This is a genomic window from Streptomyces sp. NPDC049597, from assembly GCF_040675505.1.
Taxonomy (GTDB): domain Bacteria; phylum Actinomycetota; class Actinomycetes; order Streptomycetales; family Streptomycetaceae; genus Streptomyces.
This window is the reverse complement of record NZ_JBFAOY010000003.1, coordinates 270899-295692: the sequence shown is the minus strand read 5'-3', so window position 1 is coordinate 295692 and position 24794 is coordinate 270899. Positions and strand designations below refer to the sequence as shown.

Below are 24794 nucleotides of genomic sequence, written 5' to 3'. Positions count from 1 at the left end.
CATCGGGGTTGAACATGAATTCCGCCCGGCAGTCGCCTCAGCCCGCCGTCGCCTGCCGGAGAGCAGGAAACCACGTGGCTCCTGTTGACGTGGTCGACGACGCGGGCGTCGCCGTCACCGCGGGCAGCCGCGCTCACGCTCAGGGTGATGACGTCTCCTGCTCGAGGACCGCCGATCCGCCTTCGGTGAATCCGGCGGCGAAGGTGCCGGGTGTGCCCTGCCGATCACCGCCGCACACCCCGGCATGCGGGCCGGACCGCCGTAGGCTTGCGGTCATGGCCACGCTCATCCTCGTACGGCACGGACGTTCCACCGCAAACACCGCCGGTGTGCTGGCCGGCCGGACGCCCGGCGTCCACCTCGACGAACGCGGGGCCGCCCAGGCCGCCGACCTGCCCGCCCGCCTCGCGGGGGTACCCCTCGCCGCCGTCGTCTCCAGCCCGCTGGAACGCTGCCGCGAGACGCTGCAGCCGCTGCTCGACGCGCGGCCCGGCCTGACCCTGGAGACCGACGGGCGGATCGGCGAGTGCGACTACGGAGACTGGTCGGGCCGCAAGCTCGGCGAACTCGCCGACGAGCCGCTGATGGAGGTCGTGCAGCAGCATCCGTCCGCCGCCGCATTCCCCGGCGGCGAGTCGATGCGCGCCATGCAGGCGCGCGCCGTCGACGCCGTACGCGACTGGAACGCGCGCGTCGAGCGGGAGCACGGCGACGGCGCCGTCTATGCGATGTGCTCGCACGGGGACATCATCAAGTCCCTGGTCGCCGACGCCCTCGGCATGCATCTCGACCTCTTCCAGCGCGTTCACGTGGAGCCCTGCTCGGTCACCGCGATCCGCTACACCCGCACCCGCCCCTTCCTGCTGCGCCTCGGCGACACAGGGGACTTCAACTCGCTCGTGCCGCGGGTGACCGGCGAGGAGGAGAGGAGCGAGGAGAGCGGACGTGCCGTCGTCGGAGGCGGCGCGGGCGCACCGTGATCGCGTCGCGCAGTAGGGTGGACGGGCCGAAAGACCGATCCGAAGACCGATCCCAAGGGAGACAGGACGTGTCCCGTCAGGTGTTCCTCTACGACCCGCCGGAGCGTTTCGTGGCCGGCACGGTCGGGCTGCCTGGACGCCGTACGTTCTTCCTGCAGGCTTCCGCCGCAGGGCGCGTCACCAGCGTCGCTCTGGAGAAGACTCAGGTCGCCGCGCTCGCCGAGCGGATCGACGAGCTCCTGGACGAGGTGGTGCGCCGCACCGGGGGCAACGCTCCCGTGCCGGCCGTGGCTCCCGCGGACGTCGCCGACACGGCGCCCCTCGACAATCCGGTCGAGGAGGAGTTCCGCGTCGGCACGATGGCGCTGGCGTGGGACGGCGAGGAACAGCGCATGATCGTCGAGGCGCAGGCGCTCGTCGAGCTGGACGCCGACTCCGAGGAGGATCTCGCGGAGGCCGAGGAGCGGTTGCTGCAGGACGAGGAGAACGGCCCCCCGATGCTGCGCGTCCGGCTCACCGGCGCCCAGGCCAGGGCGTTCGCCAAGCGGGCGCTGGACGTGGTGAACGCCGGCCGGCCGCCGTGCCCGCTCTGCAGCCTGCCGCTCGATCCGGAAGGACACGTATGCCCGCGCCAGAACGGGTACCGACGGGGCGCGTGAGAACGGCCGACGTGCTCACGCTCCTGGAGAAGGGCGAGCTCACCGTGCGCGGACGTCTGCGTGAGGCGTCCAACGCGGTGCTCTACTGCTCCGTGGCCTACGAGGGCGACGAGGCCCACTGCGTCTACAAGCCGATCGCCGGCGAGCGTCCGCTGTGGGACTTCCCCGACGGCACGCTCGCCCAGCGCGAGGTGGCCGCGTACGAGCTCTCGGAGGCCACCGGCTGGGGTCTCGTGCCGCCCACCGTGCTGCGGGACGGCCCCTACGGGCAGGGCATGGTCCAGCTGTGGATCGAGGCCGACCCCGAGGCCTCGCTGCTCGCGCTGGTCGAGGCCGAGGAGCCCGGCGAGGGCTGGAAGGCGGTCGGCTTCGCCGACGTCGGCGAGGGGCGCACGGCCCTGCTCGTCCACGCCGACGACGAGCGGCTGCGCCGCCTGGCCGTGCTCGACGCGGTGATCAACAACGGTGACCGCAAGGGCGGCCACCTGCTCCCCACGGTCGACGGGGCCCTGTACGCCATCGACCACGGGGTCACGTTCAACACCGACGACAAGCTGCGCACTCTGCTGTGGGGCTGGGCGGGGGAGCCGCTGCCCGCCGAGGTGACCGAGACGCTCACGTCGGTGGCCGCCGCGCTCACGGACGGGGCGCCGCTCGCCACCCGCCTGGCCGAATTGCTCACCCCCGCCGAGGTCGCCGCCGTACGGGCCCGTGTGGCGGCGCTGCTGGCCTCGGGGGCCCATCCCGTCCCGTCGGGCGAGTGGCCCGCCATTCCCTGGCCACCGGTGTAGCGGGTCGCTCGGACACACCTCCCGGCCGATCGCAAGAGCGCCCAACCGGCCAAGAGCAGTGATCCGGTTCGTATGCGGAACATGCGTCCGGTTAGGCTCGTGGCATGCATGCCTGGCCCGCTTCTGAGGTCCCCGCCCTGCCCGGCAAGGGCCGCGACCTCCGGATCCACGACACCGCGACCGACGGTCTGGTGACCCTCGACCCCGGTCCCGTCGCCCGTATCTACGTCTGCGGCATCACGCCGTACGACGCGACCCACATGGGTCACGCGGCGACCTACAACGCGTTCGACCTCGTGCAGCGCGTGTGGCTCGACACCAAGCGGCAGGTTCACTACGTCCAGAACGTGACGGACGTGGACGATCCGCTGCTCGAGCGCGCGATCCGCGACGGGCATGACTGGACCGAGCTCGCCGAGCGCGAAACGGCCCTGTTCCGCGAGGACATGACCGCCCTGAGGATGCTGCCCCCGCAGCACTACATCGGCGCCGTCGAGGCGATACCGGGCATCGTTCCCCTCGTGGAACGGCTCCGGGACGCGGGCGCCGCGTACGAGCTCGAGGGCGACATCTACTTCTCCGTGGAGGCGGACCCGCACTTCGGCGAGGTCTCCCGGCTCGACGCCGAGGCCATGCGGCTGCTGTCCGCGGAGCGCGGCGGCGACCCGGAGCGCCCCGGCAAGAAGAACCCCCTCGACCCGATGCTGTGGATGGCCGCCCGTGCGGGCGAGCCCAGCTGGGACGGCGGCAGCCTCGGCCGCGGCCGGCCGGGCTGGCACATCGAGTGCGTCGCCATCGCCCTCGATCACCTCGGCATGGGATTCGACGTGCAGGGCGGTGGCTCCGACCTCGCCTTCCCGCACCACGAGATGGGCGCGTCGCACGCCCAGGTGCTCACCGGCGAGCACCCCTTCGCCACGGCGTACGTGCACGCGGGCATGGTCGCCCTCGACGGCGAGAAGATGTCCAAGTCCAAGGGCAACCTGGTCTTCGTCTCCAAACTGCGCCGTGACGGCGTGGACCCCGCCGCTATCCGCCTCTCCCTCCTGTCGCACCACTACCGGGCAGACTGGGAGTGGACGGACACGGTGTTGAGCGACGCGGTCGAGCGGCTCGGGCGCTGGCGCGCGGCCGTCTCGCGGCCCGACGGGCCGTCCGCGGACGGCCTGGTGGAGGAGATCCGCGAGGCGCTCGCGAACGACCTCGACGCTCCCGCGGCTCTCGCCGCGGTCGACCGCTGGGCCGCCCTGCAGCACTCCGAGGGCGGCACGGACGAAGGCGCTCCGGGGCTGGTGTCCCGCGCGGTCGACGCTCTGCTGGGCGTGGCGCTCTAGCAACGGACCCCGGCCGTGCCGGGCGGACGGCCTACCGCCCGCCCGGCACGCGTGCGCTTTCGCGCGGCGTGAGCCACCGGCGTGTGATGAGCTGGCACGAGAGGCCCTGAGAGGCATGTCGTCGACCAGTTGCCGGAAGGACGCATCGTGGAACGTTCCTTCACTCGCAGAACACTGCTCGGCTCCGCCGCCGCACTGGGTGGAGCCACGCTGCTCGGCCCCCTGACGGGGCCCGCACAGGCGGCCGGACCGGCCGCCGCGCCCGGCCGGGCCTGGCCCACCCGCTTCGCCCTGCCGAACGGCTTCCGCCCGGAGGGCATCACCATCGGCCGCACACCGTTCGCCTGGCTCGGCTCCCTCGCCGACGGCGACGTGTACCGGGCCGAGCTGGCCACCGGCCGCGGCCGCGTCGTGATCGAGGGGCTGGGGCGGGACCGCTCCGTCGTCGGCCTCAAGATCGACGGGCCCGAACGGCGCCTCTATCTCAGCGGCGGCCTCAGCCGGGAGATCAGGGTCGCCGACATCCGCTCGAGGGAGATCGTCCGCAACTTCTCCGTCGGCGGCTCCGGCTCGATGGTGAACGACGTGGTTCTCACGCCCGGCGCGGCCTGGTTCACGGACTCCTTCCGCCCCCAGCTCTACCGGCTCCCCATCGACCGGGACGGTGAGCCCGGGCGCGAGGTGGCCACGGTCGCGCTCGGCGGGGAGTGGGAGCAGGGCAGGGACTTCACCGCCAACGGCATCGCGCGGACGCCGGACGGGCGGGCCCTGCTCGTGGTGAACTCCGCCGTGGCGGGCGGTTCGTTGATGCGCGTGGATCCGCGCACGGGCGTGGCGCGAAGAGTCGGACTGGGCGACCTCAAGATCCCGCACGGGGACGGACTCCTGCTGCTCGGCCGCGACCTGTACATCGTCCAGCAGCGGCTCAACCGGGTGGAAGTGGTCCGGCTGAACGACGCGGGCACGGAGGGCACGCCGGTCGCGCGGATCACCGACCCGCGTTTCCGCGTCCCCACCACGGCCGCCGCGTGGGGCCGGCGGATCTATCTGCCCAACGCACGCTTCGACGTGCAGCCGAAGCCCGACACCGACTACGACGTGGTCGCCGTCGACCAGGTGTGAAGCGGCCCGGCACGCGGCGGGGCGGTGCCGGCTTTCCGGCACCACCCCGCTCGTCGTGTCTCTCGGCCCTCGGGCCCTCAGTCCTCCGACGACCCGGTCGCCTCGGGCCCTCAGTCCTCCGACGACCCGGTCGCCTCGCCGCCGTCGTCCTCGCGGTCCGGCTCCCGCTCGGCGCCCGGTTCGTCACCCGGCTCCGCCGCGTCCGCCTCGGGCCGGTGCGGCGCCGGCGGACGGGTGCGCCCGCTGGAGGTGTCGCGCAGGTACGAGCTGCCCTCGCCGCCGTCGGTCGCATGCCCGCCGTGCCCGCCGTCCCGTCGCCGCAGGTAGCGCTCGAACTCCCGGGCGATGGCCTCACCGGACGCCTCGGGCAGTTCGGCGGTGTCCCGCGCCTCCTCCAGCGTCTGCACGTACTCGGCCACTTCCGTGTCCTCGGCGGCCAGTTGGTCCACGCCCAGCTGCCAGGCCCGCGCGTCCTCGGGCAGTTCGCCGAGCGGGATGCGCAGGCCGATCAGGTCCTCCAGGCGGTTCAGCAGCGCCAAGGTGGCCTTGGGGTTGGGCGGCTGGGACACGTAGTGCGGGACCGCGGCCCACAGGCTCACCGCGGGCACCCCGGCGTGCGTGCACGCCTCCTGGAGGATGCCGACGATGCCGGTCGGCCCCTCGTACCGGGTCTCCTCCAGGTCCATCGTCCGCGCGAGATCCGGGTCGGAGGTGATGCCGCTGACCGGCACCGGCCGCGTGTGCGGGGTGTCGCCGAGCAGCGCACCCAGGATCACGACCATCTCGACGCCCAGCTCGTGGGCGAAGCCCAGGATCTCGTTGCAGAACGAACGCCAGCGCATGGACGGCTCGATGCCGCGGACCAGGACCAGATCGCGCGGCTTCTCACCGCCGACGCGCACCACGGAGAGCCGGGTGGTGGGCCAGGTGATCTTCCGTACACCGCCGTCCAGCCACACCGTGGGCCGGTTGACCTGGAAGTCGTAGTAGTCCTCGGCGTCGAGCGCCGCGAACACCTCGCCCTTCCATTCCCGGTCCAGGTGAGCGACCGCGGTGGAGGCGGCGTCGCCGGCGTCGTTCCAGCCCTCGAACGCGGCCACCATGACCGGGTCGATCAGCTCGGGTACCCCCTCGAGCTCGATCACCCAGGCCTCCTTCCGAAGTTCCCTTCATTACGTCCCAACCTTACGGCTTACCGGGTGCCCCGCCGCAGCCCCCTTGCACGCCAGGGTGAACTCCCGGAGCCGGACGTATGTCCGGAAGCTGGAAGGGTGAGACGCCCATTCATCCGAGCTGTGGGGGGACCTTTCGCCCCAGCCCCCCCGACCGGTGAGGTATGGCCAACGCTATACATCGGATGTCCAGCGCAGAGATCCGATGTTCTTCCTCACGGGGGGTGCGTTGAGTCGGACCGTCACGGAGTTCGAGGTCCACGGCGTCCGCTTCCCCATGCCTCCGGGGCGGAGCCCCAGTTCGAAGGGGCGGGGCGGGGAACGGCTACGGAGTCGACCGCAGCCACTGCTCCACGCTCGCCACATGCACCGTCGCCCACGACCTCGCCGCCTCCGCGTCGTGGTCCCGCAGCGCCGACAGGATCGCTCGGTGTTCGTGGAGCGTGCGGCTCACCGCGTCCTCCCGGGGCAGGCCGCGCCAGATGCGGGCCAGGGTCGCCGGCCCGGAGAGGCCCTCAAGCAGGGAGCACAGCACCGAATTCCCCGACGACCGCACGATGCCGCGGTGGAACTCCAGGTCCGCCGTGACCAGTTCCTCCACCGACGGCTGTTCCCCCAGCGCGTCCAACTGCTCGCCGAGGCAGCCGAGTTCCGCCTCGCTGATCCGCGTCGCCGCCATCGCCGTGGCCGCCGGTTCCAGGATTCTCCGTACCGCCAGGAACTCCAGCACCGTGTCGTCCCGGTGGAAGTCGACGACGAAGCTCAACGCCTCCAGGAGCAACTGCGGGTCCAGGCTTGTCACATATGTGCCGTCGCCCTGCCGCACATCGAGGATGCGGATCAGGGACAGCGCCCGCACCGCCTCCCGCAGCGAGTTCCGCGACAGGCCCAGCTCCGCGGCCAGTTCGCTCTCCTTGGGGAGGCGGTCGCCCGGGCGCAGCGCGCCGGAGACGATCATCCGCTTGATCTTCTCGATGGCCTCGTCGGTGACAGCCACGGGCGACCTCCATACATCCGATGTATCGACGATTATGCCGCTGGCGGCCCGTCCTCGGTCACGGCCTTCCTCGCGACCCGCCGTCCCCTGACGTGGCGTAAGTTGACGCAATCTGCCGTCTCCTGTTTCCGCAGATCCGTGTCCGCGGGAGGAACCCTCATGACGACTGTGGCCAACCCGCCTGTCCATTACTCCATAGCCGCCCGACTCGAGCGGCTTCCTCACTCCCGCTGGCACGTCAAGGTCCGTTTCCTGATCGGTGCCGTCACCTTCTTCGAGGCGTTCGACCAGCTGCTGGCCGCCTCCGCGCTGCCCGTCCTCAGGAAGGAGTGGAACCTGACGACGGCAGGGGCCACCCTCGCCCTGACCGCGGCGTCGATCGGCATGCTCTTCGGCGCTCTGGCGGCCGGCTGGCTCGGCGACCGGATCGGCCGCGTGCGCACGGTCGCCCTCGGCGTCGCCGTGACGGGCCTCGCCTCGCTCGCCGTGGCGCTCTCCCAGGGGATCGAGGCCTTCTCCCTCTTCCGCCTGATCCAGGGCATCGGCATCGGCGGCGTCGTCCCCGTCGCCGCCACCTACATCAACGAGATCGCGCGCTCCGACAACCGCGGCCGACTGGTGCTCCTCTACGAGATGATCTTCCCGGCCGGCCTGGCGGCGGCCAGTCTCGTCGCCGTGTGGGTGGTCCCCACCCTCGGCTGGCGCGCGATGTTCGTCATCGGCGCCGTACCCGTCCTGTTCGCCGCCCTGCTCCCGCGCCATGTGGCCGAGTCCCCGCGCTGGCTGCTGGCCCGCGGCCGTACGCAGGAGGCCGAGGAGGTCATCGCGCGCATCGAGGCGGAGGTCGCCGAGGCCACGCGCAGGCCACTGCCCGCCCCGGCGCCGTCCGCACGGCCGGAGGAGGACACCTCGCGGGGCCGGCTGCGGGAACTGTTCTCGGGCCGCTACCTGCGCCGTACGGCGGTCGTCTCCGCGCTCTGGTTCGTCGCCTACTACGTCAACCACGGCATCTCCACCTGGCTGCCGTCCCTCTACACCAAGAACTTCGGCCTCGACCTGAGAACCGCGCTCGGCTACACCCTGCTCGGCAACGTCACCGGACTGCTCGGCACGCTCGTCGTCGCGCTGGTGATCGACCGGGTGGGCCGCAGACCCGCCCTGGTGACCGCACTCGGCGGCACCGCGGTCACCCTCGGCATGCTGGCTCTGGCCGGTGCGACCTCCGGCCTCCAGGTCGCCCTCTTCGCCTCCGGCACGACCTTCTTCCTCTACACGGTCAACTCCGGGCTCTACCTGTACTCGCCCGAGCTCTACCCCACCCGCAACCGAGCCAAGGGCGCCGCGTTCGGCGGCCTGTGCAACCGGCTCGGCGTCATTCTCGGGCCGGTCACCCTGGGCGTGATCCTCGGCGCGGGCGGCGGCCTGGCCATGGTCTTCGCGCAGTTCGCGGCGGTGGCGGCGGTGGGCGCCGTCGTCGCCCTGCTCGCTGTCGAGACGAAGGGCAGGACGCTGGAGGAGCTCAACGCATGAGGAGGGGGCGGCACCCCCGCGGTGTGCCGCCCCCTCCTGGATCGCTCCTACTTCTTGCCGAGCAGGTCCTCGACCTTCCCGCGGATCTCGTCCGTCGCAAGGCCCCGGATCGTCAGCGTCGTACGGCGGCGCAGCACGTCGTCCGCCGTCTCGGCCCACTCGTGGTCACGCGCGTACACGACCTGCGCCCAGATCTCCGGCGCGTCGGGGTGGATGCGCTCGGCCAGCGCCGGGTCCTCGCTCGCCATACGGGCTATGTCGAACGACAGCGAGCCGTAGTGCGTGGCGAGGTGGCGGGCGGTGTCGGCCGCCATGCGCGGGCCGGGCGTGCCGCCGTCGACCAGGAGGCGGTGCGCGACCGCGTTCGGGTTGGCGATGCCCGGCAGCGGCAGCTTCTTCGGCAGCTCGGCGATCGGCTCCATGTCCTCCGCGAGCGGCCGGCCAGGGAGCGTCTCCAGCTTGTGCATCACCGTCCGGCCGATGTGGCGGAAGGTCGTCCACTTGCCGCCGGCCACCGACAGCATGCCGCCGCGGCCCTCGGTGACGACGGTCTCCCGCTTGGCCTTGGACGTGTCGCCGGGGCCGCCGGGAAGGACGCGCAGACCGGCGAAGGAGTACGTGATCAGATCGCGCGACAGCTGCTGGTCGCGGATCGAGAACGCGGCCTCGTCCAGGATCTGCGTGATGTCCTTCTCGTTGACCGCGACGTCCGCCGGGTCGCCCTCGTACTCCTCGTCCGTCGTACCGAGCAGCAGCATGTCCTCCCAGGGCAGGGCGAACGTGATGCGGTACTTGTCGATCGGCGTCGCGAGCGCGGCCTTCCAGGGGGAGGTGCGCTTGAGGACGAGGTGCGCCCCCTTCGACAGGCGGATGGAGGGAGCCGCGTCCGGGTCCTCCATGCGGCGCAGGTGGTCCACCCACGGACCGGTGGCGTTGAGAACCAGGCGGGCGTCGAGACCGAACTCGGTGCCGTCGGTGCGGTCCCTGAGCTCGGCGCCGGTGACCCGGCCGCGGGTGAAGCGCAGGCCGGTGACCTCGGCGTGGTTGAGGACGGTCGCACCGGCCTCGACGGCCGCGCGGACGGTCATCAGGGCCATGCGCGCGTCGTTCATCTGGTCGTCGCCGTAGACGGCGACGGCCTTCAGGTTGTCGGTGCGCAGCTCGGGCACGTCGGCCGCGGCCTTCGCCGGGCTGAGCAGGTGACCGACGCCGTCGCCGAAGGCGGAGAGCGCGGAGTAGGCGAAGACGCCCGCGCCCAGCTTCGCGGCACCGTGCGGGCCGCCCTTGTAGACCGGCAGGTAGAAGGTGAGCGGGTTGGCCAGGTGCGGCGCCACCTGGCGGGAGACTGCACGCCGCTCGAAGTGGTTCTCCGCGACCAGCTTCACCGCGCCGGTCTGCAGGTATCGCAGACCGCCGTGGAGCAGCTTGGAGGAGGCGGAGGAGGTGGCGCCGGCGAAGTCGCCGGCGTCCACCAGGGCCACCCGCAGTCCGGACTGCGCCGCATGCCAGGCGGTGGAGATGCCCAGGATGCCGCCGCCGATCACCAGGAGGTCGTACGTCGCCGTGGAGAGCTGCTCCCGGGTCTCGGCGCGGCTCGCTGCCTTGAAGGAGGACACAGTCGAGCCGGAGGCCGGGCGCGTCCCGTGGTCGGGGACGCTCTGCAGGGTGGTCATCATTGCTCCTCGTCAGTTTTCCTCGTCGAGCCAGCCCATGGTCCGCTCCACGGCCTTGAGCCAGTTCTTGTACTCGGCATCACGCTTGTCAGCGTCCATGCGGGGGGTCCACTCGGCGGCCCGGCGCCAGTTGGCGCGCAGCGCGTCGGTGTCCGGCCAGAAGCCGACGGCCAGACCGGCGGCGTAGGCAGCGCCGAGGCAGGTGGTCTCGGCGACCATCGGACGCACGACCGGCGCGTCCAGGAAGTCCGAGAGCGTCTGCATCAGCAGGTTGTTGGAGGTCATGCCGCCGTCGACCTTGAGCGCGGTCAGTTCGACGCCGGAGTCCTTCGTCATGGCGTCGGTGATCTCGCGGGTCTGCCAGGCGGTGGCCTCGAGAACGGCGCGCGCGATGTGCGCCTTGGTGACGTACCGGGTCAGTCCGGCGATCACACCGCGGGCGTCGGAGCGCCAGTACGGGGCGAAGAGGCCGGAGAAGGCCGGGACGAAGTAGGCGCCGCCGTTGTCGTCGACCGAGGACGCGAGCGTCTCGATCTCGGCGGCCGAGTTGATCAGGCCCATCTGGTCGCGCATCCACTGCACCAGCGACCCGGTGACGGCGATCGAGCCCTCCAGGGCGTAGACCGCCTTCTGGTCGCCGATACGGTAGCCGACGGTGGTCAGCAGGCCGTTGTAGGAGTTGACGGGCTCGTCACCGGTGTTCATCAGCATGAAGGTGCCGGTGCCGTAGGTGGACTTCGCCTCGCCCTTCGAGTAGCAGGTCTGGCCGAACAGGGCCGCCTGCTGGTCGCCGAGCGCGGAGGCCACCGGTACGCCGTCCAGGGCGCCGCCCTTGGCCAGCCCGTACACCTCGGCGGACGAGCGGATCTCCGGCAGGATCTCCGCCGGCACCTCCATGGACTGGAGGATCTTGTCGTCCCACTCCATGGTGTGCAGGTTCATCAGCATGGTGCGGGAGGCGTTGGTGACGTCGGTGACGTGGACGCCGCCGTCGACTCCGCCGGTCAGGTTCCAGATGACCCAGGAGTCCATGGTGCCGAAGAGGATCTCGCCGCGCTCGGCGCGCTCGCGCAGGCCCTCGACGTTGTCGAGCAGCCAGCGGGCCTTGGGGCCGGCGAAGTACGAGGCGAGCGGCAGGCCCGTCTCGCGGCGGAAGCGGTCCTGGCCCACATTGCGGCCGAGCTCCTTGCAGAGCGCGTCGGTGCGGGTGTCCTGCCAGACGATGGCGTTGTGGACGGGCTCACCGGTGTTCTTGTCCCACAGCAGCGTCGTCTCGCGCTGGTTGGTGATGCCGATGGCCTTGACGTCCGCGGAGGTGATGCCGGCCTTCTCGATGGCGCCGGCCACGACTTCCTGGACGTTGGTCCAGATCTCGGCGGCGTCGTGCTCGACCCAGCCCGGCTTCGGGAAGATCTGCTCGTGCTCCTTCTGGTCGACGGAGACGATCCGGCCGTCCTTGTCGAAGACGATGCAGCGGCTCGAAGTGGTGCCCTGGTCGATGGCCGCGATGAACGGCCCGGTGGTGTGTGCGTCGGTCACGGGGTGCTCCTGCTCAGGTCTGTCATGAATACGGCTCGTGCTGCTGATACGGCTCAGGCGAACGCGATGTTGTAGATACCCGCCGCGATGGCCGCACCGATCAGCGGACCGGCGACGGGGATCCAGGCGTAGCTCCAGTCGGAGCCACCCTTGTTCGGCAGCGGGAGCAGGGCGTGCACGATGCGCGGACCCAGGTCACGGGCGGGGTTGATGGCGTAACCGGTGGGGCCGCCGAGGGAGAGACCGATGCCGACGACGACGAGGGCGACGATCAGACCGCCGAGCGTTCCGAGGCCCTTGCCGCTGTCGTTCAGGCCCTGCGTGAGCACGGCCAGGACCAGCACGACCGTACCGATGACCTCGGTGGCGAGGTTCTGCCAGACCTTGCGGATCTCCGGGCCGGTGGAGAAGACACCGAGGACCGGACCCGCGTTGGCCGCGCTCCCGTCGTGCGGACCCTCGATGGCCTTCTCGGCCGGGTCGCCCACGATCTCGGGGTCGGTGAGATGGGCGTGGAACTGTCCGTAGTAGGCGATCCAGACCAGCGTCGCGCCGATCATCGCGCCGAGCAGCTGGCCGGCGAGGTAGACGGGGACGTTGCCCCAGTCGTTGTCCTTGATCGCGATGCCGACGGTGACCGCCGGGTTGAGGTGGGCCCCGGAAAGGGCTCCGGTCATGTACACCGCGGTCAGGACCGCGAAGCCCCACCCGAAGGTGATGGCCAGCCAGCCGGCGTTCTGCGCCTTCGAGCGCTTGAGCACGACAGCGGCGACGACGCCACCGCCGAGCAGGATGAGAACGGCGGTACCGATGATCTCGCCGATGAAGATGTCGGAGTTGGACACCCGCGACTCCTTTGTCCTTCGTCCAGGGGAAGGCGAACCCCGGGTCCCTCCGGTGGTCCGCGCCCTCAGCAGAGGGCGTTCTCCCGGCCTGGCTTGCCACACTCTAGCGCGTATTGCCGTTAGGTGTTCGGCATTGCCGACCGGTGAACGGCAGTTTTGCCCCCTGGTAAACATGACGTCAAGGGTTGAGCAGGGCGAAAACCGGATCGTTACCGATGATGCGCCCAGGCGGTCAGAACCGCCCGGCGCCGAGGTCCCTGGACACGGCACGGGCGCACTCGCGCACCGCCGCCACCAGCTCGGACCGCAGTTCGCTGGTGCCGTCGCAGACCCTCTCGACGGCACCGGTGATGGCCACGGCGCCCACGGGCATGCGCCGCCGGTCGTGGATGGGGGCGGCGACGGCCGCCACGCCCTCCCACGTCTCCTCCACGTCGGCCGCCCAGCCGCGCGCCCGGGTGTGGTCCAGCACGGCCTCGAACTCGTCGAGTTCGGTCACGGTCCGCGGGGTGAAGGCCTTGCGGTCGGCCTCGACCGCCTCGGTGTGCGCCACCGGGTCGTACGCCGCGAGCACCTTGCCCAGGGCCGTGGAGTGCAAGGGCTGCATGGCCCCCACTTCGAGGACCTGCCGGCTGTCGTCCGGCCGGAAGACGTGGTGGACGATGAGTACGCCGTGCTGGTGCAGGACGCCCAGATGCACGCTCTCGCCGCTGGAGCGCGCGAGGTCGTCGGTCCAGACGAGGGCGCGGGCCCGCAGCTCGTGCACGTCCAGATAGCTGTTGCCGAGCCGCAGGAGTTCGGCCCCCAGCTGGTAGCGGCCGGACGCGGTGTCCTGTTCGACGAAGCCCTCGGCCTGGAGGGTGCGCAGAATGCCGTGGGCCGTCCCCTTGGCGAGGTCCAGCGAGGAGGCGATGTCCGACAGTCCCAGTCGGCGTTCTCCGCCGGCGAGCAGTCGCAGCATCGCGGCCGCGCGCTCCAGGGACTGAATGTTCTTCGCCATGGGGATCGGCCCTTCTCACTGCGGCTACACGAGCACATGCTTGTTCGACAATGCTGAACACTATCGGCCCATGCCGACCTTGGTCATCGCAGAGTGAGTATCTCCCGCCCCGGCTACCCACGGAAACCCGCCCCGTGCCGTTCCGTCCGCCTCGTGGGACACCTCCCCGCAGGAAGTAGGTGCACGGCTACTCTGGCTGCGTGCGCCTTCCACCGGAAGACGCAAAGCCGACAGCCGTCGCATCCCAGGGAGCACATTCCATGGCCTCGTCGCCGACCCCTTCCGCTGACAGCCGGACCCGAATCGACGCACTGCGCGAAGCGCTGGCCACCCGTGTGGTGGTCGCCGACGGCGCGATGGGCACGATGCTCCAGGCCCAGGACCCCAGCCTGGAGGACTTCGAGAACCTCGAGGGCTGCAACGAGGTCCTGAACGTCACGCGCCCCGACATCGTCCGTTCGGTTCACGAGGCGTACTTCGAGGTCGGCGTGGACTGCGTCGAGACGAACACGTTCGGCGCGAACCTCGCGGCGCTCGGCGAGTACGACATCCCCGAGCGCGTCTTCGAACTGTCCGAGGCCGGCGCCCGCCTCGCCCGCGAGGTCGCCGACGAGTTCACGGCCTCCACCGGGCAGCAGCGCTGGGTGCTGGGGTCCATGGGCCCGGGCACCAAGCTGCCGACGCTGGGCCACGCCCCGTACACGGCCCTGCGCGACGCCTATCAGCAGAACGCCGAGGGCATGATCGCGGGCGGCGCCGACGCGCTGCTCGTCGAGACGACCCAGGACCTGCTCCAGACGAAGGCCGCCGTCCTCGGCGCTCGCCGCGCGCTGGACGCGACCGGCGCCGACCTGCCCGTCATCTGCTCCGTGACGGTCGAGACGACCGGCACGATGCTGCTCGGCTCGGAGATCGGCGCGGCTCTGACCGCGCTGGAGCCGCTGGGCATCGACATGATCGGTCTGAACTGCGCGACCGGCCCGGCGGAGATGAGCGAGCACCTGCGGTACCTCGCCCGCCACTCGCGCGTCCCGTTGTCCTGCATGCCGAACGCGGGCCTGCCGGTCCTCGGCAGGGACGGGGCCCACTACCCGCTGACGGCGTCCGAGCTCGCCGACGCGCAGGAGACGTTCGTGCGCGAGTACGGCCTCTCGCTCGTCGGCGGCTGCTGCGGTACGACGCCGGAGCACCTGCGCCAGGTCGTCGAGCGGGTGCGCGGCATCCGGCCGACGGTCCGCGAGCCGCGTCCGGAGCCGGGCGCCGCGTCGCTGTACCAGACGGTGCCGTTCCGGCAGGACACCGCGTACATGGCGATCGGTGAGCGCACGAACGCCAACGGCTCGAAGAAGTTCCGCGAGGCCATGCTGGAGGGGCGCTGGGACGACTGCGTGGAGATGGCCCGCGACCAGATCCGCGAGGGCGCCCACATGCTCGACCTGTGCGTCGACTACGTCGGCCGTGACGGCGTGGCGGACATGGAGGAGCTGGCCGGCCGGTTCGCCACCGCGTCGACGCTGCCGATCGTGCTGGACTCGACCGAGGTCGAGGTCATCCGCGCCGGTCTGGAGAAGCTGGGCGGCCGCGCGGTCATCAACTCGGTGAACTACGAGGACGGTGACGGCCCCGAGTCGCGCTTCGCGAAGGTCACGCGCCTGGCCCAGGAGCACGGTGCCGCGCTGATCGCGCTGACGATCGACGAGGAGGGCCAGGCCCGCAGCGTCGAGCACAAGGTGGCGGTCGCGGAGCGCCTCATCGCCGACCTCACCGGCAACTGGGGCATCAACGAGTCGGACATCCTCATCGACACGCTGACGTTCACGATCTGCACGGGGCAGGAGGAGTCCCGCAAGGACGGCGTCAACACCATCGAGGCCATCCGTGAGCTGAAGAGGCGTCACCCGGATGTGCAGACCACGCTCGGTCTGTCGAACATCTCCTTCGGCCTCAACCCGGCCGCGCGCATCCTGCTCAACTCCGTCTTCCTCGACGAGTGCGTGAAGGCGGGTCTGGACTCGGCGATCGTGCACGCCTCCAAGATCCTGCCGATCGCCCGTTTCGACGAGGAGCAGGTCAACACGGCGCTCGACCTCATCTACGACCGGCGTGCCGAGGGCTACGACCCGCTGCAGAAGCTGATGGCGCTGTTCGAGGGCGTCAACACCAAGTCGTTGAAGGCCGGCAAGGCGGAGGAGCTGCTCGCGCTGCCGCTGGAGGAGCGCCTCAAGCGGCGCATCATCGACGGCGAGAAGAACGGCCTGGAGGCGGACCTCGACGAGGCGCTGCGGGACCGGCCCGCCCTGGACATCGTCAACGACACGCTGCTCGACGGCATGAAGGTCGTCGGCGAACTGTTCGGCTCGGGCCAGATGCAGCTGCCGTTCGTGCTCCAGTCGGCCGAGGTGATGAAGACGGCGGTCGCCTACCTGGAGCCGCACATGGAGAAGTCGGACGACGAGGGCAAGGGCACCATCGTCCTGGCCACCGTCCGCGGCGACGTGCACGACATCGGCAAGAACCTCGTCGACATCATCCTGTCCAACAACGGCTACAACGTGGTCAACCTGGGCATCAAGCAGCCCGTCGCCGCGATCCTGGACGCGGCGAAGGAGCACAAGGCCGACGTCATCGGCATGTCCGGCCTGCTCGTCAAGTCCACGGTGATCATGAAGGAGAACCTGGAGGAGCTCAACCAGCGCAAGCTGGCGGCCGACTACCCCGTCATCCTCGGCGGCGCCGCCCTCACCCGCGCGTACGTCGAGCAGGACCTCCACGAGATCTACGAGGGAGAAGTCCGCTACGCCCGTGACGCCTTCGAGGGCCTGCGCCTGATGGACGCCCTCATCGCGGTCAAGCGCGGCGTGCCCGGCGCGGCCCTGCCCGAGCTCAAGCAGCGCCGGGTGCGCGCCACCGCATCCCCCGTGGTGGAGGAGGCGGCCCCGGCCGAGGGCGCGGTCCGTTCCGACGTGGCCACGGACAACCGGGTCCCGGAGCCGCCCTTCTGGGGTACCCGCGTCGTCAAGGGCATCCAGCTCAAGGAGTACGCCTCCTGGCTCGACGAGGGCGCCCTCTTCAAGGGGCAGTGGGGGCTCAAGCAGTCGCGCACCGGTGAGGGACCGTCGTACGAGGAGCTGGTGGAGAGCGAGGGCCGGCCGCGCCTGCGCGGCTGGCTGGACCAGCTGCACACGCAGAACATGCTGGAGGCGGCCGTCGTCTACGGCTACTTCCCCTGTGTGTCCAAGGGCGACGACCTGATCCTCCTGAACGAGGACGGCTCCGAGCGCACCCGCTTCTCCTTCCCGCGCCAGCGGCGTGGCCGCAGGCTGTGCCTGGCGGACTTCTTCCGTCCCGAGGAGTCCGGCGAGACCGATGTGGTCGGTCTCCAGGTGGTCACCGTCGGGTCCAGGATCGGTGAGGAGACCGCGAAGCTCTTCGAGGCCGACTCCTACCGCGACTACCTCGAACTGCACGGACTGTCCGTCCAGCTGGCGGAGGCCCTCGCCGAGTACTGGCACGCGCGCGTCCGCGCCGAGCTCGGTTTCGGCGGCGAGGACCCGGCGGACGTCGAGGACATGTTCGCGCTCAAGTACCGCGGCGCCCGGTTCTCGCTGGGTTACGGCGCCTGCCCCGACCTGGAGGACCGCGCCAAGATCGCCGAGCTGCTGCAGCCCGAGCGGATCGGTGTGCGGCTGTCCGAGGAGTTCCAGCTCCATCCGGAGCAGTCGACGGACGCGATCGTGATTCACCACCCCGAGGCAAAGTATTTCAACGCACGCTGATCGGACGAGTCGTACACTGGTCGGTCCAGTGCAGGCCGGTCACCAGATCTTGCGGGAAAGCCGCAGGGTGAGGTGGCCGGCCTTCTCGTCCCTTCCGGAGGTGTGCCCATGACCAGCACGGTCCCCGCGTCCCTGACCCGTTCGGCCGATGGGGCGGCGCTCCAAGCCGTCTTCCTCGACATGGACGGCACTCTGGTCGACACCGAGGGGTTCTGGTGGGATGCCGAGGTGGAGGTCTTCGCGGACCTCGGGCACCAGCTGGACGAGACATGGCGGGACGTCGTCGTCGGCGGGCCCATGACCCGCAGTGCCGGCTACCTGATCGAGGCGACGGGTGCCGACATCACCCTGGCCGAGCTGACCGTGCTGCTCAACGACAAGTTCGAGGACCGGATCGGACGCGGTGTGCCGCTGATGCCGGGAGCGGAGCGGCTGCTCGCCGAGCTGGCCGCGCACAACGTGCCCACGGCGCTCGTCTCCGCCTCCCACCGCCGCATCATCGACCGCGTCATGGCCTCCCTTGGCCCCCAGCACTTCGCCCTGTCCGTCGCGGGGGACGAGGTGCCGCGGACCAAGCCGTACCCCGACCCGTACCTGGTGGCCGCCCAGGGGCTGGGCGCCGACCCCATGAGATGCGCGGTGGTCGAGGACACGGCGACCGGGGTGGCCGCCGCCGAAGCGGCCGGCTGCCGGGTCGTCGCGGTGCCGTCGGTGGCGCCGATCGCGCCCGCCGCGGGCCGAATCGTCGTTCAGTCGCTCGAAGAAGTCGACCTGCTTTTCCTGCGCACGCTCATCACCGCGCCGCACTGATACGTGTACTGTCCGTGTTTCTCGAATGCACGGGAAGCCCGGGGCGGCGGGGCCGTGTTTTTTCTGTGAATCCCGCGATTACTGTCCGGTAATCGGGAATGCGTTCCCCGTCGTGACGTTCGTCACTGTGCGTACCGTCTCGTCGGCGCCCGATGTCCCGTTGGACCGGTGCCGGGCGCCTCAGGCTGTCCGGTTTGCGGGAGGAGCGTATGAATCCTCCACGGCCGCACCGCCTCCACCCGCACCTTGGTGATCACTCAGCGATTACGCCCCAACTCGGCCCCGTGCACGCTTTCCTGGCGCCGCCGACTAATCTCGTCGCGAGAACTTCACCGCGTCACCGTGGTGTCCCGCCGGCCACCAAGCCGTCGGAAACACAGGACCGATCGCACTGTATCCCCGGCCCGATCGCGCCGCCCCGACCGGGCGGAAGCGGTGGAGTGACCCGCACACAACGCTGTGTCCCAGTGCCGGATGGATGAGGGAGTACGTCCAGGATGAACCGTAAGACTTTGGTGCCGCTGGCCATGATCGGCCTGCTCGCGCCCGTGCTCGTCGCCTGCGGCAGCACGGACGGCGGGGCGGACGGCGGTGACGCCATCGTCGTGGGCACCACGGACCAGTTCGTCGCCGACGCCGACTCTCCCGCGCCGCTCGACCCGGCCTACGCCTACGACACCGGCGCCTGGAACGTCCTGCGCCAGACCGTCCAGACGCTGATGCACCCGCCGCGCGGCGGTGGCGAGCCCGTCCCGGACGCCGCCGAGTCCTGCGTCTTCACGGACACCGCGAGCGAGAGCTACCGCTGCAAGCTGCGTAGCGGACTGAAGTTCGCCGACGGCACCCCGGTGACCGCGGAGGACGTCAAGTTCTCCATCCAGCGCGTCCTCGACATCGACGCCGACAACGGCACCGCCGCCCTCCTGTCGAACATCGACACCATCGAGACCAAGGGCGACGACGAGGTCATCTTCCACCTGTCGACGCCCGACGCCACCTTCCCGTACAAGCTCTCCACGCCGGTCGCCGCCATCGTCAGCCCCAAGCAGTACGACGGGAAGAAGCTCCGTGAGGGCTTCGAGGTCGACGGCACCGGCCCTTACACCATGAAGAGCGAGACCGACGGGGGCCGCATCTCCAAGGTCGTCTTCACCAGGAACCCGGACTACAAGGGCGACGTCAAGCACCGCAACGACCGGGTCGAACTGCGGTCGTTCCCCGACGCCGAGGCCATGGGCAAGGCGCTCGAGTCCGGTGAGATCGACATGATGACCCGCGCGATGTCCCCCGAGCAGATCAAGGAACTCTCCACCGCACCCAAGGAGGGCATCACGCTCACCGAGGTCCCCGGCCTGGAGATCCGCTACCTCGCCTTCAACACGGACGACCCGTCGGTGAAGAACAAGGCCGTGCGTCAGGCGATGGCGGCCGTCATCGACCGCGGCCAGATCGCCGGCCAGGTGTACGGCTCCACCGCCGAGCCGCTCTACTCGCTCATCCCGTCGAGCATCGCCGCGCACACCAACTCGTTCTACAACAAGTACGGCGAGCCGAGCCGCGAGAAGGCCGCGGCGATCCTGAACGACGCGGGCATCGACACGCCCGTCGAGCTGGAACTGAACTACACCACCGACCACTACGGCGCGGGCACGGCCAAGGAGTTCGAGGTGCTCCGGGACCAGCTGAACGAGACCGGGCTCTTCGACGTCACCGTCAAGGGCACCGAGTGGGCCAAGTTCCGCCCCGCCCAGAAGCGCGGCGACTACGCGGTCTACGGCCTCGGCTGGTTCCCCGACTTCCCGGACCCGGACAACTACACCGCCCCGTTCCTCGACAAGGGCAACTTCCTCAACTCCCCCTACGTGAGCGAGGAAGCGCGCAAGCTGATCCCGCAGTCGCGCCGCGAGGCCGACCGCACCGCGGCCGCACCTGCCTTCAAGGAGATCCAGGAGATCGTCGCCGACGACGTGCCGGTGCTGCCGCTGTGGCAGGGCAAGCAGTACGTCGCCGCCCACGACGACATCACGGGTGTCGAATGGGCGCTCAACACCAGCTCCGACCTCCAGCTGTGGGAGCTGGCCCGGGGCAGCGGCGCCTGAGGCCGGCGCGTCCGCAGACGCGAACGGCCGGTGTCCGGCGGTGGAACCCACCGCCGGACACCGGCCGTTGCGGTCCGTTTCCCGCCGTTTTCCGTCGTGCCCCGCGCTCACTGAGCGCCGGGTCGCACCAGACCGCTCTCGTACGCGTACACCGCGGCCTGGACGCGGTCACGCAACCCCAGCTTGGTGAGCACATGGCCGACATGCGTCTTCACGGTCGTCTCGCTCACGAAGAGATCCGCGGCGATCTCCGCGTTCGACAAGCCCCGGGCGACCAGCTTCAGTACCTCGACCTCACGGTCGGTCAGCGTGTGCAGCGTGTCCGGAACCGGCTCCTCGCCCGACGGCAGGTGGTCGGCGTACTTGTCGAGGAGCCGCCGGGTGATGCTCGGCGCCAGCATCGCCTCGCCGGCCGCGACCACCCGGATCGCCTGCACCAGCTCATTGGCCGGGGCGTCCTTCAACAGGAAGCCGCTGGCGCCGGCGCGCAACGCCTCCACCACGTACTCGTCGAGGTCGAACGTCGTCAGCACCAGCACCTTGGCCGGGCCGTCCCGGCCCGGTCCCGTGATCTGCCGGGTCGCCTCGACACCGTCCATCCGCGGCATCCGGATGTCCATCAGCACCACATCGGGCTGCAGCGCCCGCACCTGATCGAGCGCCTGGAGGCCGTCCCCGGCCTCACCGACCACCGCGATGTCCTGCTCAGCCTCCAGGATCATCCGGAAGCCGGTGCGCAACAGCGGCTGGTCGTCGACCAGTAGGACGCGGATCGCCACGGGTACTCCTTCTTTAGACCGGGCCCATTGTGCCCTGCCCATCCTGGGCCGACGCCGCCGGGGAAATGGTCAGCGGATAATCCGGGGGAGTGCCCCCGAATTCCGGACAGAACTCCTGGTGGTCGCACCAGCCGCACAGCTTGGTCGGGCGCGGGCGCCAGTCGCCGGTCCGCGTCGCCTGCCGGATCGCCTCCCACAGGGCCAGCAGCTTGCGCTCGATCCGCTCCAGGTCCGCCATCACCGGGTCGTACGTCAGCACGTCACCGCTGCCCAGATACACGAGCTGGAGCCGGCGGGGGAGCACGTTCTTCAGGCGCCAGATCACCAGCGCGTAGAACTTCATCTGGAACAGCGCGCCCTCGCTGTATTCCGGGCGGGGTGCCTTGCCCGTCTTGTAGTCGACGATCCGCACTTCTCCCGTCGGCGCGACGTCCACCCGGTCGATCACCCCGCGCAGCCGCAGTCCCGACTCCAGCTCCGCCTCGACGAACATCTCCCGCTCGGCGGGCTCCAGCCGGGTCGGGTCCTCCAGCGAGAACCACCGCTCCACCAACTGCTCCGCCTCGCCCAGCCAGCGCGCGAGCCGCTCGCCTCCGGTGTCCTCGGCGAACAGCCCGCCCAGCTCCGGCTTGGTCTCCAGCAGTCTCTGCCACTGGCCGGGAATCATCGCCTTCGCCCGAGGAGCCGTGCGCTGGACGGCCGGATCGTCGAAGAGCCGCTCCAGCACCGCGTGCACCAGCGTCCCGCGGGTCGCCGCCTCGCTCGGCTTCTCCGGCAGCCGGTCGATCACCCGGAACCGGTACAGCAGGGGGCACTGCATGAAGTCGCCCGCCCGGGAAGGCGACAGGGACGTCGGCTCCGCGGCCGGCCTCGGCTCCGCGGCAGCGGTTGCCGCACCGTCCGCCTCGGGGTCGGACCCGGGCTCGGCGGCAGCGGCGGAGGGCCCGCCGACGGGCTGCTGGCTCGTACTCATGACTCAGACCCTACGGCCCGCCACTGACAGCGAGCGGCATACCATCGACGACAGGACCTCGCCCGTGCATGATCGAGCGAGCGACACCTTTGCGAAGAGCCTCGGCGACGAAGGGACCCCGTGAACGAGGACGACACGAGCGGCGAGCGCGAGCGGCCTCGGTCCGATGCGGGCAAGACCGCGCCGGGCGGCGGCAGGAAGCGCGGCTCGGGCGAACCGGGCGGCGGGATTCTCATGGGCCGCCCCTTCGGCGTGCCCGTCTACGTCGCCCCCAGCTGGTTCGTCGTCGCGGCCCTGATCACCTGGGTCTTCGGCGGCCAACTGGACCGCGTCCTGCCCGAACTGGGCGGTGCCCGCTACCTCGTGTCGCTGTTCTTCGCGGTCGCCTTCTACGCCTCCGTCCTCGTCCACGAGCTCGCCCACACCGTCGCCGCGCTCCGCTTCAAACTGCCGGTGCGGCGCATCCAGCTCCAGTTCTTCGGTGGCGTCTCCGAGATCGAGAAGGAGACCGAGACACCCGGCCGCGAATTCGTCCTCGCCGTCGTCGGGCCGCTGCTCTCCCTCGTCCTGGCCGGACTGTTCTATCTCGGCATGACGGCCGTCGACCCCGGCACGGTGCCCGGCGTGCTGCTCGCCGGACTGATGATCTCCAACCTGATCGTCGCCGCCTTCAACCTGCTGCCCGGGCTGCCCCTCGACGGCGGCCGGATGCTGCGCGCCGTCGTCTGGAAGATCAGCGGCAAGCCCATGACCGGCACCATCGCCGCCGCCTGGGTCGGCCGCGCCCTCGCCGTCGCCGTCCTCATCGGCCTCCCGCTGCTCACCCACACCGGCGCCCTCGGCAACGCCACCGAGGACATCGGCGGCATGGAGACCGTCACCGACGCGCTGCTCGCGGCGATCCTCGCCGCCATCATCTGGACCGGGGCCGGCAACAGCCTGCGCATGGCCCGGCTCCGTGAGCACCTGCCCGAACTCGCCGCCCGGGCGCTCACCCGCCGCGCCGTCCCCGTCGAGCCGGACACGCCGCTTTCCGAGGCGCTGCGCCGCGCCAACGAGGCCGGGGCCCGCGCCCTCGTCGTCGTGGACGGCCACGGGGAGCCCACGGCCCTGGTGCGCGAGGCCGCCATCGTCGGCGTCCCCGAGCACCGCCGCCCCTGGGTGGCGGTGAGCGGCCTGGCCCAGGACCTCACCGAGGACATGAAGGTCCCCGCCGAGCTCGCCGGCGAGGCTCTGCTCGACAGGCTCCGCGCCGCGCCCGCGACGGAGTACCTGGTGGTGGAGGAGACCGGCGAGATCTACGGCGTCCTGTCCACGGCCGACGTCGAGCGCGCCTTCGTCGCGGCGATGGCTCGGCCTTCTTCATAGGGCTCGACGTCTCCAGCCTGGTTTGCCGGGGGAGAACCCGCACGGGCCGCCTGAGACGGAGTCGACGATCGATCGTGCTCGACTGCTGTCTTCCAAGATGGGAGAGGTGCTGCCACCCGCGGCCTCCGCGTTCCCCCTCTCGACGCCGCCGCGCCCCTTCGGCTCACTCGCCCAGTGCCGGGCCCGGTCCCGGAGCGGACCCGAACCGGCCATCCGGCCTCAGTCCCCGGCGCAGTCGGGACGGGCCGGCAGACCGTACGGGGGTTCATGGGGCTCCGCCCCCGCCAGGGGCGTGGTCCGGGGCGGGGCCGGGGCCCGGTAGGCTGGTCGCATGTCCGAACCGACCGGTGCCGCCCGCCGTCGCGGGCCCTTCAAGGTCGGGGACCAGGTCCAGCTCACCGACCCCAAGGGACGCCACTACACGTTCACGCTCGAGGCCGGGAAGAACTTCCACACCCACAAGGGTTCCTTCCCGCACGACGAGCTGATCGGCGCTCCCGAGGGCAGTGTTGTCCGTACCACGGGAAACGTCGCCTACCTCGCGCTGCGCCCCCTGCTCCCCGACTACGTCCTGTCCATGCCCCGCGGCGCCGCCGTGGTCTACCCCAAGGACGCGGGGCAGATCCTGGCCTTCGCCGACATCTTCCCCGGCGCGCGCGTCGTGGAGGCCGGCGTGGGCTCGGGCTCGTTGAGCAGCTTCCTCCTGCGCGCCATCGGCGACCACGGCATGCTCCACTCCTACGAGCGCCGCGCGGATTTCGCCGAGATCGCCCAGCAGAACGTGGAGCGCTACTTCGGCGGACCGCACCCCGCCTGGCAGCTCACGGTCGGCGACCTCCAGGACAACCTCACCGACTCCGACGTCGACCGCGTCATCCTGGACATGCTCGCGCCCTGGGAGTGCCTGGAGGCCGTCTCCAAGGCGCTCGTCCCCGGCGGCATCCTCTGCTGCTACGTCGCGACGACCACCCAGCTCGCGCGCACCGTCGAGTCCATCCGCGAGATCGGCTGCTTCGCCGAGCCGCAGCCCTGGGAGTCGGTGATCCGCAACTGGCACGTCGAGGGACTGGCCGTGCGCCCCGATCACCGGATGATCGGACACACCGGCTTCCTGGTCACCGCCCGCCGCCTGGCCGACGGCGTGGAGCCCCCGATGCGCCGCCGCCGTCCCGCCAAGGGCGCCTACGGCGAGGACTACGAGGGTCCCAACAAGGGCTGACCTCATCCGTACAAGACGACGGCGCCGCCGCCGAGTTCCCGTCTCACCGGCCGGAACTCCGCGGCGGCGCCGTCGTGTTGACGCCCTGTCGGCAGCCCTTCCGCACCCAAGGGCCTGTCACCGCGCGC

General features: G+C 70.7%; 20 protein-coding genes. 11 read left to right on the top strand and 9 right to left on the bottom strand.

Annotated elements, in window-relative coordinates; all coding sequences use genetic code 11:
* Window positions 1-139: 139 nt before the first annotated feature.
* The gene (locus AB0K02_RS06680) at window positions 140-277 is read right to left on the bottom strand and encodes a hypothetical protein (protein WP_365991250.1); all 138 of its coding nucleotides are present in this window, start codon (window positions 275-277) and stop codon (window positions 140-142) included.
* On the opposite strand from AB0K02_RS06680, the gene AB0K02_RS06675 reads away from it, so the two are divergent.
* From AB0K02_RS06675 to AB0K02_RS06655, 5 genes are all read left to right on the top strand, one after another.
* Entirely contained in the window at window positions 276-980 is a 705-nt protein-coding gene (locus tag AB0K02_RS06675; RefSeq protein ID WP_365991249.1) for a histidine phosphatase family protein, read from the top strand. The genes AB0K02_RS06680 and AB0K02_RS06675 overlap by 2 nt on opposite strands.
* Window positions 981-1048: 68 nt before the next feature.
* A complete protein-coding gene (locus AB0K02_RS06670; RefSeq protein WP_365991248.1) occupies window positions 1049-1639 on the top strand; it encodes a DUF3090 domain-containing protein in 591 nt (196 codons plus the stop codon).
* Window positions 1603-2430, top strand: coding sequence for an SCO1664 family protein (locus AB0K02_RS06665; protein WP_365991247.1), 828 nt, complete (start codon window positions 1603-1605; stop codon window positions 2428-2430). Before AB0K02_RS06670 ends, AB0K02_RS06665 begins: the two co-directional genes overlap by 37 nt.
* Window positions 2431-2534: 104 nt before the next feature.
* Window positions 2535-3764 (top strand): cysteine--1-D-myo-inosityl 2-amino-2-deoxy-alpha-D-glucopyranoside ligase, encoded by a 1230-nt coding sequence (mshC, locus tag AB0K02_RS06660; protein ID WP_365991246.1) that lies wholly within the window; start codon window positions 2535-2537, stop codon window positions 3762-3764.
* Window positions 3765-3911: 147 nt separating this feature from the next.
* Window positions 3912-4886, top strand: a complete 975-nt coding sequence (locus tag AB0K02_RS06655) for a superoxide dismutase (protein ID WP_365991245.1) — start codon at window positions 3912-3914, stop codon at window positions 4884-4886.
* Between the two features lie 110 nt (window positions 4887-4996).
* Here AB0K02_RS06655 and AB0K02_RS06650 read toward each other — a convergent pair whose 3' ends face one another.
* Both AB0K02_RS06650 and AB0K02_RS06645 read right to left on the bottom strand, forming a co-directional pair.
* Window positions 4997-6031, bottom strand: a complete 1035-nt coding sequence (locus AB0K02_RS06650; RefSeq protein WP_365991244.1) for a PAC2 family protein — start codon at window positions 6029-6031, stop codon at window positions 4997-4999.
* A gap of 352 nt (window positions 6032-6383) precedes the next feature.
* A complete protein-coding gene (locus AB0K02_RS06645; protein WP_365991243.1) occupies window positions 6384-7055 on the bottom strand; it encodes a FadR/GntR family transcriptional regulator in 672 nt (223 codons plus the stop codon).
* A gap of 159 nt (window positions 7056-7214) precedes the next feature.
* Here AB0K02_RS06645 and AB0K02_RS06640 point away from each other — a divergent pair, with 159 nt between their 5' ends.
* Window positions 7215-8585 carry an MFS transporter gene (locus tag AB0K02_RS06640; protein ID WP_365991242.1) on the top strand — a complete coding sequence of 457 codons (1371 nt, stop codon included), beginning with the start codon at window positions 7215-7217 and terminating at the stop codon, window positions 8583-8585.
* Between the two features lie 47 nt (window positions 8586-8632).
* Here AB0K02_RS06640 and AB0K02_RS06635 read toward each other — a convergent pair whose 3' ends face one another.
* The 4 genes from AB0K02_RS06635 to AB0K02_RS06620 all read right to left on the bottom strand — a co-directional run bounded on the left by AB0K02_RS06635 (window position 8633) and on the right by AB0K02_RS06620 (window position 13642).
* On the bottom strand, window positions 8633-10258 hold the full coding sequence (locus AB0K02_RS06635; protein WP_365991268.1) for a glycerol-3-phosphate dehydrogenase/oxidase: 1626 nt from the start codon (window positions 10256-10258) through the stop codon (window positions 8633-8635).
* Between the two features lie 12 nt (window positions 10259-10270).
* Window positions 10271-11797 carry a glycerol kinase GlpK gene (glpK, locus tag AB0K02_RS06630; protein WP_365991241.1) on the bottom strand — a complete coding sequence of 509 codons (1527 nt, stop codon included), beginning with the start codon at window positions 11795-11797 and terminating at the stop codon, window positions 10271-10273.
* A 53-nt stretch (window positions 11798-11850) separates the two neighbouring features.
* A complete protein-coding gene (locus AB0K02_RS06625; protein ID WP_365991240.1) occupies window positions 11851-12642 on the bottom strand; it encodes an MIP/aquaporin family protein in 792 nt (263 codons plus the stop codon).
* 232 nt (window positions 12643-12874) lie between these two features.
* Window positions 12875-13642 (bottom strand): IclR family transcriptional regulator, encoded by a 768-nt coding sequence (locus AB0K02_RS06620; RefSeq protein ID WP_365991239.1) that lies wholly within the window; start codon window positions 13640-13642, stop codon window positions 12875-12877.
* Window positions 13643-13902: 260 nt separating this feature from the next.
* Here AB0K02_RS06620 and metH point away from each other — a divergent pair, with 260 nt between their 5' ends.
* From metH to AB0K02_RS06605, 3 genes are all read left to right on the top strand, one after another.
* Window positions 13903-17418 carry a methionine synthase gene (metH, locus tag AB0K02_RS06615; RefSeq protein WP_365991238.1) on the top strand — a complete coding sequence of 1172 codons (3516 nt, stop codon included), beginning with the start codon at window positions 13903-13905 and terminating at the stop codon, window positions 17416-17418.
* Window positions 17419-17526: 108 nt separating this feature from the next.
* A complete protein-coding gene (locus tag AB0K02_RS06610; protein WP_365991237.1) occupies window positions 17527-18228 on the top strand; it encodes an HAD family phosphatase in 702 nt (233 codons plus the stop codon).
* Between the two features lie 497 nt (window positions 18229-18725).
* Window positions 18726-20327 (top strand): ABC transporter substrate-binding protein, encoded by a 1602-nt coding sequence (locus AB0K02_RS06605; RefSeq protein WP_365991236.1) that lies wholly within the window; start codon window positions 18726-18728, stop codon window positions 20325-20327.
* 107 nt (window positions 20328-20434) lie between these two features.
* Here the strand turns inward: AB0K02_RS06605 and AB0K02_RS06600 are convergent, their stop codons facing one another.
* Both AB0K02_RS06600 and AB0K02_RS06595 read right to left on the bottom strand, forming a co-directional pair.
* A complete protein-coding gene (locus tag AB0K02_RS06600) occupies window positions 20435-21106 on the bottom strand; it encodes a response regulator transcription factor (protein WP_177151020.1) in 672 nt (223 codons plus the stop codon).
* Between the two features lie 13 nt (window positions 21107-21119).
* Window positions 21120-22079: a RecB family exonuclease gene (locus AB0K02_RS06595; RefSeq protein ID WP_365991235.1), complete on the bottom strand. Its 960-nt coding sequence runs from the start codon at window positions 22077-22079 to the stop codon at window positions 21120-21122.
* Window positions 22080-22199: 120 nt separating this feature from the next.
* Here AB0K02_RS06595 and AB0K02_RS06590 point away from each other — a divergent pair, with 120 nt between their 5' ends.
* Window positions 22200-23447 (top strand): site-2 protease family protein, encoded by a 1248-nt coding sequence (locus tag AB0K02_RS06590; protein ID WP_365991234.1) that lies wholly within the window; start codon window positions 22200-22202, stop codon window positions 23445-23447.
* Between the two features lie 331 nt (window positions 23448-23778).
* On the top strand, window positions 23779-24666 hold the full coding sequence (locus AB0K02_RS06585) for a tRNA (adenine-N1)-methyltransferase (RefSeq protein ID WP_365991233.1): 888 nt from the start codon (window positions 23779-23781) through the stop codon (window positions 24664-24666).
* Window positions 24667-24794 lie beyond the last annotated feature (128 nt).

What these genes read in the sequence shown, in the direction of transcription:
- AB0K02_RS06640 (WP_365991242.1), top strand. Translation starts at nt 7,215, where the DNA reads ATGACGACTGTGGCCAACCCGCCTGTCCATTACTCCATAGCCGCCCGA.
- AB0K02_RS06635 (WP_365991268.1), bottom strand. Translation starts at nt 10,258, where the DNA reads ATGACCACCCTGCAGAGCGTCCCCGACCACGGGACGCGCCCGGCCTCC.
- AB0K02_RS06585 (WP_365991233.1), top strand. Translation starts at nt 23,779, where the DNA reads ATGTCCGAACCGACCGGTGCCGCCCGCCGTCGCGGGCCCTTCAAGGTC.
- AB0K02_RS06605 (WP_365991236.1), top strand. Translation starts at nt 18,726, where the DNA reads ATGAACCGTAAGACTTTGGTGCCGCTGGCCATGATCGGCCTGCTCGCG.
- AB0K02_RS06595 (WP_365991235.1), bottom strand. Translation starts at nt 22,079, where the DNA reads ATGAGTACGAGCCAGCAGCCCGTCGGCGGGCCCTCCGCCGCTGCCGCC.
- mshC (WP_365991246.1), top strand. Translation starts at nt 2,535, where the DNA reads ATGCATGCCTGGCCCGCTTCTGAGGTCCCCGCCCTGCCCGGCAAGGGC.
- AB0K02_RS06665 (WP_365991247.1), top strand. Translation starts at nt 1,603, where the DNA reads ATGCCCGCGCCAGAACGGGTACCGACGGGGCGCGTGAGAACGGCCGAC.
- AB0K02_RS06680 (WP_365991250.1), bottom strand. Translation starts at nt 277, where the DNA reads ATGACCGCAAGCCTACGGCGGTCCGGCCCGCATGCCGGGGTGTGCGGC.
- AB0K02_RS06620 (WP_365991239.1), bottom strand. Translation starts at nt 13,642, where the DNA reads ATGGCGAAGAACATTCAGTCCCTGGAGCGCGCGGCCGCGATGCTGCGA.
- AB0K02_RS06610 (WP_365991237.1), top strand. Translation starts at nt 17,527, where the DNA reads ATGACCAGCACGGTCCCCGCGTCCCTGACCCGTTCGGCCGATGGGGCG.
- metH (WP_365991238.1), top strand. Translation starts at nt 13,903, where the DNA reads ATGGCCTCGTCGCCGACCCCTTCCGCTGACAGCCGGACCCGAATCGAC.
- AB0K02_RS06675 (WP_365991249.1), top strand. Translation starts at nt 276, where the DNA reads ATGGCCACGCTCATCCTCGTACGGCACGGACGTTCCACCGCAAACACC.